The organism is Streptomyces poriferorum (assembly GCF_019399235.1).
GTDB lineage: Bacteria > Actinomycetota > Actinomycetes > Streptomycetales > Streptomycetaceae > Streptomyces > Streptomyces poriferorum.
The window spans coordinates 1-6,944 of sequence record NZ_JAELVH010000317.1 but is presented as its reverse complement, the minus strand read 5'-3'; the positions used below and the strand labels follow the sequence as shown (position 1 = coordinate 6,944).

Genomic DNA, 6,944 nt, shown 5'->3' with positions numbered 1-6,944 from the left:
TCACAGGGCAATACACCTAGTCGTATCGACCCGCAGAGTCTCGTCCGGCCCGCCCTCCGGGCGGGCGACGACACCTCGCGGACACTCCCTCCGCCCAGTGGAGGAAGTCCGCCGGGACCCAGTCGGCTCCACCGGAAACCGGGTCTGCACCCCGACCCAGCCACGCTCGCCCGGCCCCAGCCCGCTCTGCCGCGAACCGCGTCCGCCGGGACCCCGGCCACGTCTGCCCGGACCCAGCCGGGGCCGCGTGGGCGGCCCCGGCCGTGTCGGCCGCCGCTCTACGCGTGGCCGCCGACCGTCACCTTTCCCACCGTCAGCTCCGGCTTCCCCTCCATCACCTCGCCCACCCGCGACACCTGCTGCTCCAGTTCCCGGAGCTGTCCGGCCGTCAGCGGGGTCAGCGGCTCCACCGTCACCGTGATCCGCCGGCCCGAGCGGCGCTGGTGCCACACCCCCGCCACGGTGCCGTCCACCAGCAGCACGGGGAAGTTCCCCGCCTGGCCGCCCGCCAGCGCCCGGGTGTACGCCGCGCCGGGGAAGAGCCGCTCGCGGGGCTGGGAGGCGATGACGAACGCGTCGAAGTAGGGGAGCAGCCGCACGCCGCGTACCGGCTGTGAACGGAACGCGGTGTCACCCGCCACCACCCAGGCCGGGCTGCCGTCCTCGTACACCACCTCTTCGATCTCCCCGTCCGCCGCGAGCCCGGCGAACAGGTCCGAGGCCCAACGGCCGGGTGCGGCGAGCCATTTGGCGAAGTTCTGCGGGGTGGCGGGGCCGTACGCGTGCAGATAGCGGCCGACGAGCGCGGCGAGCGCCGGCGGTCCGCCGAGCGGGGTGACATCCGGGCGGGTGTACGTGACCCTGCGGCCGCGGTCCGGTCCGAAGCAGAGGACCCCGCGGTGGGACGCCAGATGGGTGACCTGCCGCCAGCGCGGCCACAGGGTCTGGAAGGCGGGCATCACCGGCTCGCCGGCCCAGGCCCCGGCGCGGGCGACGACCGCCTCCGTGAGCTCGTCGACGGTAAGCTCCGCCCCGGTCAGCGCGTCGGCGATCGCGGCGAGCACCTCCTCGGTCTCCTCCGGCGTCATCCGCACGCCTTCCGGCTGGGTGGCGCGGCCCGCCGGCAGAGCGGACAACGCTCCGGTCCACAGCGGGAGTTCGGCCGCCGACACCAGATGGACCGTGCCACGCGGCCCGAACGTCTTGATGAGCGTCCGGTCCGTCCACAGAGCCTTGCGCACGTCGGCGCGGGTCAGTTCCCGGCTCCGCAGCCCCACGGAGAGCTCGGCCGCTGACAGGACCTGAGCGTGCGCGGCGGGCATCGACTCGACCACGGCGGACGGCGTGCGGGTGAGCGGGTCCGTCAGGCCCTGGCGTTCCAGCCGGCGGGCGTTCGCCCCGGTCCACGTCACGGTTGCGCTCGGCGTCGTCATGAACCGAAAACTATCGGACCATCAGGTCAGGTTCTGTCCCAATGGTGCGCCCTTTCATGACCCTGCGTGAGACCCGCGGCCGACCGTGGAGGGCGCGGGGCTCCGGCCGCCACGACCGGAATGTGCACATCCTGTGTACGTACTGCGGGCGTGTTCGGCGTCAACATGGCGCCTGCGCGCGTTCGTGCAGGTCACAGGCCTGCGAGGCGCCGGAATTCGTGCCCGTGACGGAGTCCCGCACATTCGGAGAGTAATTATTTCGCGGCGTGGCACGCAGTAGCACTTACGAAGGGTTATGGTGGAAACCCCCCCTCGGGCCGGTCCGTAACCCCCCCCCCACGGACCGGCCCGTTTTTTTGTGCCCCGGTACGGCCGGGCCCCGTACCGCAGACGCGGTCGTGCGGACCCCGGCCGTTCCTTCAGGCCGCTCCGTCAGCCCCGTCCGGCCCAGATGTTGGTTCCCGCGGTGTCCACGGCGAAGGCGTCGATCTCCTTCAACTCCTCGGCGGACAGCGGCGGACCGGCCAGGGCCGCGACGTTCTCCTCCAGCTGTCCCACGCTCGACGCGCCGATCAGAGCCGACGTCATACGGCTGTCGCGCAGCACCCAGGCGATGGCCAGCTGGGCGAGCGACTGGCCGCGACGGCGCGCGATGTCGTTCAGCCCGTTCAGCCGGCGGACCACCTCGTCCGAGAGCAGGTCCGGGTCGAGGGACTTGCCCTGCGTGGCGCGCGAGCCCTGCGGGATCCCCTTCAGGTACTTGCCGGTCAGCAGACCCTGGGCGAGCGGCACGAAGGAGATGCAGCCCATGCCGGCCGCCTCCAGGGTGTCCAGCAGCCCGTCGTCCTCGGTCCAGCGGTTGATCATCGAGTAGGACGGCTGGTGGATCAGGGCCGGCACGCCCATCTCCCGGAGCAGCCGGGCCGCCTCGGCGGTCTGCTCGGAGTTGTACGAGGACACCCCCACGTACAGCGCCTTGCCCTGGCGCACGGCGGAGGCCAGCGCCCCCATCGTCTCCTCCAGCGGAGTGTCCGGGTCGAAGCGGTGCGAGTAGAAGATGTCGACGTAGCCCAGCCCCATCCGCTTCAGCGAGGCGTCGAGCGACGACAGCAGGTACTTGCGCGACCCCCACTCCCCGTATGGGCCGGGGTGCATGTCGTACCCCGCCTTGGTGGAGATGATCAGCTCGTCGCGGTAGGGGGCGAAGTCCTGCCCGAAGATCTTCCCGAAGTTGAGTTCGGCGGAGCCGGGCGGCGGGCCGTAGTTGTTGGCCAGGTCGAAGTGGGTCACGCCGAGGTCGAAGGCGCGGCGCAGGATGGCGCGCTGCGAGCCGAGCGTGCGGTCGTCGCCGAAGTTGTGCCAGAGGCCGAGCGAGAGAGCGGGGAGCTTGAGGCCGCTGCGGCCGGTGCGCCGGTACTCCATGGAGTCGTAGCGCGCGGCGTCGGCCCGGTAGGGGGAAGAGGAATCAGTCACGTTCTCTCCTATCACGGACGTGCGACAGGCCGGTTATCACGGACTTGTGACAGGCCGGGTTGGGCCCGCGAGCCGACTGCGCAGTAATGTGGCCGCTTCGGGACTGCCACGGCACGGCGGGGCGATCGCCCCCTTCCGGTGCGGCGATCCCCAGGTGGACGACCCCGGACCCCGGGCCGAGGGGCGGGCGTGCCCGCACGGAACCGAGAGGTGGACTCAGTGAACTTGCGCGACCTGGTGTACGGGCTCTACGCGCGCCGGGTGGAGGCCCGCCTCGATCACGCCCAGGTGCCCAAGCACATCGGTGTCATCCTCGACGGAAACCGGCGCTGGGCGAAGGCGTCCGGCGGCACCGCCGCGCAGGGGCACCAGGCCGGTGCGGACAAGATCAAGGAGCTTCTCGGCTGGTGCAGCGAGACGGACGTCGAGGTCGTCACGCTCTGGATGCTCTCCACGGACAACTTCGACCGGCCCGAGTCCGAGCTCATCCCGCTCCTCGGCATCATCGAGAACACCGTGCGGGACCTGGTGGCGGACGGGCGCTGGCGCGTCCACCACGTCGGCACGCTCGACCTGCTGCCCGCGCACACCCAGACGGTCCTCAAGGAGGCCGAACAGGCCACCGTGGGCGTCGACGGGATACTGGTCAACGTCGCCGTCGGCTACGGCGGGCGCCAGGAGATCGCCGACGCCGTGCGCTCCCTGCTGCTCGACCACTCCGAGAAGGGCACCTCCTTCGAGGACCTGGCGGAGATCGTCTCCACCGACCTCATCTCCGAGCACCTCTACACCCGGGGCCAGCCGGACCCCGACCTGGTGATCCGCACCAGCGGCGAGCAGCGTCTTTCGGGCTTCATGCTCTGGCAGAGCGCGCACTCCGAGTACTACTTCTGCGAGGTCTTCTGGCCGGCGTTCCGGCGCGTCGACTTCCTTCGGGCCCTGCGCGACTACGCGGCCCGCCACCGCCGCTACGGCGGCTGACCCCGCGGCCCTCCAGGCCTGCCGGCGACCCGGCCGGTCCGGCAACCGCAACCCAGGGGCTGTCCCGCGGATCACGGCCGGACCGGCAGCCCGGGGGCTGTCGGCGCCCCCTGCCAGCCCGGCACCCCACGGGCTCTCCCGCGGATCACGGCCGGGTCGGCGACGCCTGGCCCGGCACCTCGCGGCGTAGCCGAGCCGTCCGGACAGCTCCGCTGTCCGGACGCTCCGGCGCCCAGCGGCGCACCGCACCGGACGCCCCGTCCCGGCCGACCCTGATCCGCCGGGCAGCCCCCGCCCCGTCCGGCGTCCGAGGACGGAACCGCCCAGGTGGCGTGCTCCCGCGCACGGTTCCTGGCGACCACTCCCCGCTCACCCTGTCGGCCCAGGTCGGCATGGCTTGGTGTGTTCGAGGGCATACCCCTGACAGGTCGACGTCCGGTCGCCAACCAGGCGGACGTCGTGTCCAAGTGAGCGGCATGGAGTCCGCTCGCCCGGGAGGCCCTTTGCACACGAAGGACCGTACATACAGTGCGGCCGACGCGGAGGGCCGGCGCTCGGCCCGCGCAAGGTGGCCGGAGCCCGGCCCGTCCTCTCCCATTGGGATGCTCCGCGACGCCGTCGCACCCCAACCTCGTCCGAGGGGGTACGTCCTTCCGTGGTGACCAGTACAAAGCGCCGCATGCCCGACAGGCGCACCTATGTTCTCGACACCAGCGTCCTGCTGGCCGATCCGAACGCCATGGCCCGCTTCGACGAGCACGAAGTCGTGCTCCCGATCGTCGTGGTCACGGAACTGGAGGCCAAACGGCACCACCCCGAACTCGGGTACTTCGCCCGGCAGGCCCTGCGCCTGCTGGACGACTTCCGGGTCCGGTACGGCCGGCTGGATGCCCCGATCCCCCTCGGGGATCTGGGCGGGACGCTCCGCGTCGAACTCAACCACTCCGATCCCGGCGTCCTTCCCGCCGGCTACCGGTTGGGGGACAACGACTCACGGATTCTCGCGGTCGCACGCAATCTCCAGGCCGAGGGGTACGACGTCACGGTCGTCTCCAAGGACCTGCCCCTGCGCATCAAGGCCTCGTCGGTCGGCCTCCTCGCCGAGGAGTACCGGGCGGAACTCGCCATCACCGACTCCGGCTGGACCGGGATGTCCGAACTGTCCCTTCCTGCCGAACAGGTGGACCTGCTCTTCGCCGAGGAGACGCTGTACGTCCCCGAGGCCGCCGAGCTGCCCGTGCACACCGGTCTGGTCCTCCAGTCCGAACGGGGCAAGGCGCTCGGCCGGGTGACACCCGAGGGCAACGTCCGGCTCGTCCGGGGCGACCGGGAGGCCTTCGGCATCCACGGCCGCAGCGCCGAGCAGCGCATCGCCCTGGAACTGCTCCTGGACCAGGACGTCGGCATCGTGTCGCTGGGCGGCAGGGCCGGCACCGGAAAGTCGGCGCTGGCGCTCTGCGCGGGCCTTGAGGCGGTGCTGGAGCGCGGGCAGCACAAGAAGGTGATGGTCTTCCGTCCGCTGTACGCGGTCGGCGGGCAGGAGCTCGGCTATCTCCCCGGCAGCGAGGCCGAGAAGATGAGCCCCTGGGCCCAGGCCGTCTTCGACACCCTGTCGGCCGTCTCCGGCCGCGAGGTGATCGAGGAGGTACTGGGGCGCGGAATGCTGGAGATCCTGCCGCTCACCCACATCAGGGGCCGGTCCCTCCATGACGCCTTCGTGATCGTCGACGAGGCCCAGTCGCTCGAACGGAACGTCCTGCTGACCGTGTTGTCCAGAATCGGGGCGAATTCCCGGGTGGTGCTCACGCATGACGTGGCCCAGCGGGACAACCTCCGGGTCGGCCGGTACGACGGCGTGGTCGCCGTGGTCGAGAAGCTGAAGGGTCACCCGCTCTTCGCGCATGTGACGCTCACGCGTTCGGAGCGTTCCCGTATCGCCGCACTGGTGACCGAAATGCTGGAGGAAGGCCAGATCTGATACGGCTTGGGACAGTTGATGCCGCCCGGCGAGCGAAGGAGCTTAGCCGGGCGGCATCGTGTTGCGGCACCATTTCCGTAATTCATGTCCTCCAAACGGGGTGTGAGCTTTCACACGCAACAGAGAATTGCTTCCCGGCGTCCCGTTCCGGCAGAGTCTTGCTTCCGTCAGGCCCCGCATACGGCACACCGGCACCTCCAGAGGTGCCACGCACCACACAACTCAACAACCGCCGTCCGTATGCCGCCCGCGAGTACCACGCGGCACTTCCCCCGGGGAGTGCCCACCGGGCCCGTGCCTCCCGTGACCCAAGCAGTAGGGAGGCCAGTGTCCAGGGGCACGATTGCGCCCGCGAGGTCACCTAAGCGGGCGATGCTGGAAGGACACCGTGTGAGCCGGATCTCGGTCCGGGGGTTCGCCGTGGCATCAGCCACAGCGGTAACCACCGTTGGCGCCGTCGTAGGCGTTGCAGCAGGCAGCACTCCCGCTGCTGATGACAACAACTTCGAGGCGACCGCAGCCGACACCACGCTGCTCGCAGACATCCCCGCGGGCCAGCAGGCCCAGGTGCAGACCGCATCGTTGACGCAGCAGGCCGACGCCCAGGCGTCCGCGGCCGACGCGTCGGCGAAGAAGTCCGCGGAGGAATCAGCCCGTGTGCAGGCCGCCAAGGACGCCAAGTCCAAGAAGGCGGCGGCCGAGGACAGGCTGGAGAAGGAGCGCAAGGAGAAGGCGGAGCGCGCCGAGCGCGCCAGCCGCTCCGAGGTCCGCAGCGCCTCGGCGTTCGCGACCCAGGGTTCGTACAGCGTGGCCGACGTCCAGGCGATGGCTCGTCAGATGATCCCCGGTGACCAGTTCCAGTGCTTCAGCAACATCGTGAACCACGAGTCGAGCTGGAACTACCGGGCGAGCAACCCGTCCTCCGGCGCCTACGGCCTCGTCCAGGCGCTGCCCGGCTCGAAGATGGCTTCCGCCGGTGCCGACTGGCAGACCAACCCGGCCACCCAGATCAAGTGGGGCCTGAACTACATGGACAGCCGCTACGGCAGCCCGTGCGGTGCCTGGTCCTTCTGGCAGGC

General features: G+C 70.6%; 5 protein-coding genes. 3 read left to right on the top strand and 2 right to left on the bottom strand.

Annotation, left to right across the window (positions count from 1 at the left end; genetic code table 11):
- Positions 1–278: 278 nt before the first annotated feature.
- Positions 279–1,433, bottom strand: a complete 1,155-nt coding sequence (locus JGS39_RS34325; RefSeq protein ID WP_219573663.1) for a winged helix DNA-binding domain-containing protein — start codon at positions 1,431–1,433, stop codon at positions 279–281.
- A 432-nt stretch (positions 1,434–1,865) separates the two neighbouring features.
- On the bottom strand, positions 1,866–2,906 hold the full coding sequence (gene mgrA, locus JGS39_RS34320; protein WP_219573662.1) for an L-glyceraldehyde 3-phosphate reductase: 1,041 nt from the start codon (positions 2,904–2,906) through the stop codon (positions 1,866–1,868).
- 219 nt (positions 2,907–3,125) lie between these two features.
- On the opposite strand from mgrA, the gene JGS39_RS34315 reads away from it, so the two are divergent.
- The 3 genes from JGS39_RS34315 to JGS39_RS34305 all read left to right on the top strand — a co-directional run.
- Positions 3,126–3,887 (top strand): isoprenyl transferase, encoded by a 762-nt coding sequence (locus JGS39_RS34315; protein WP_148020469.1) that lies wholly within the window; start codon positions 3,126–3,128, stop codon positions 3,885–3,887.
- Positions 3,888–4,542: 655 nt separating this feature from the next.
- On the top strand, positions 4,543–5,865 hold the full coding sequence (phoH2, locus tag JGS39_RS34310) for an RNA 5'-3' helicase PhoH2 (RefSeq protein WP_219573661.1): 1,323 nt from the start codon (positions 4,543–4,545) through the stop codon (positions 5,863–5,865).
- Between the two features lie 390 nt (positions 5,866–6,255).
- A partial coding sequence (locus tag JGS39_RS34305) for an aggregation-promoting factor C-terminal-like domain-containing protein (RefSeq protein ID WP_219573660.1) occupies positions 6,256–6,944 on the top strand: 689 nt, incomplete at its 3' end.

What these genes read in the sequence shown, in the direction of transcription:
- JGS39_RS34325 (WP_219573663.1), bottom strand. Translation starts at nt 1,433, where the DNA reads ATGACGACGCCGAGCGCAACCGTGACGTGGACCGGGGCGAACGCCCGC.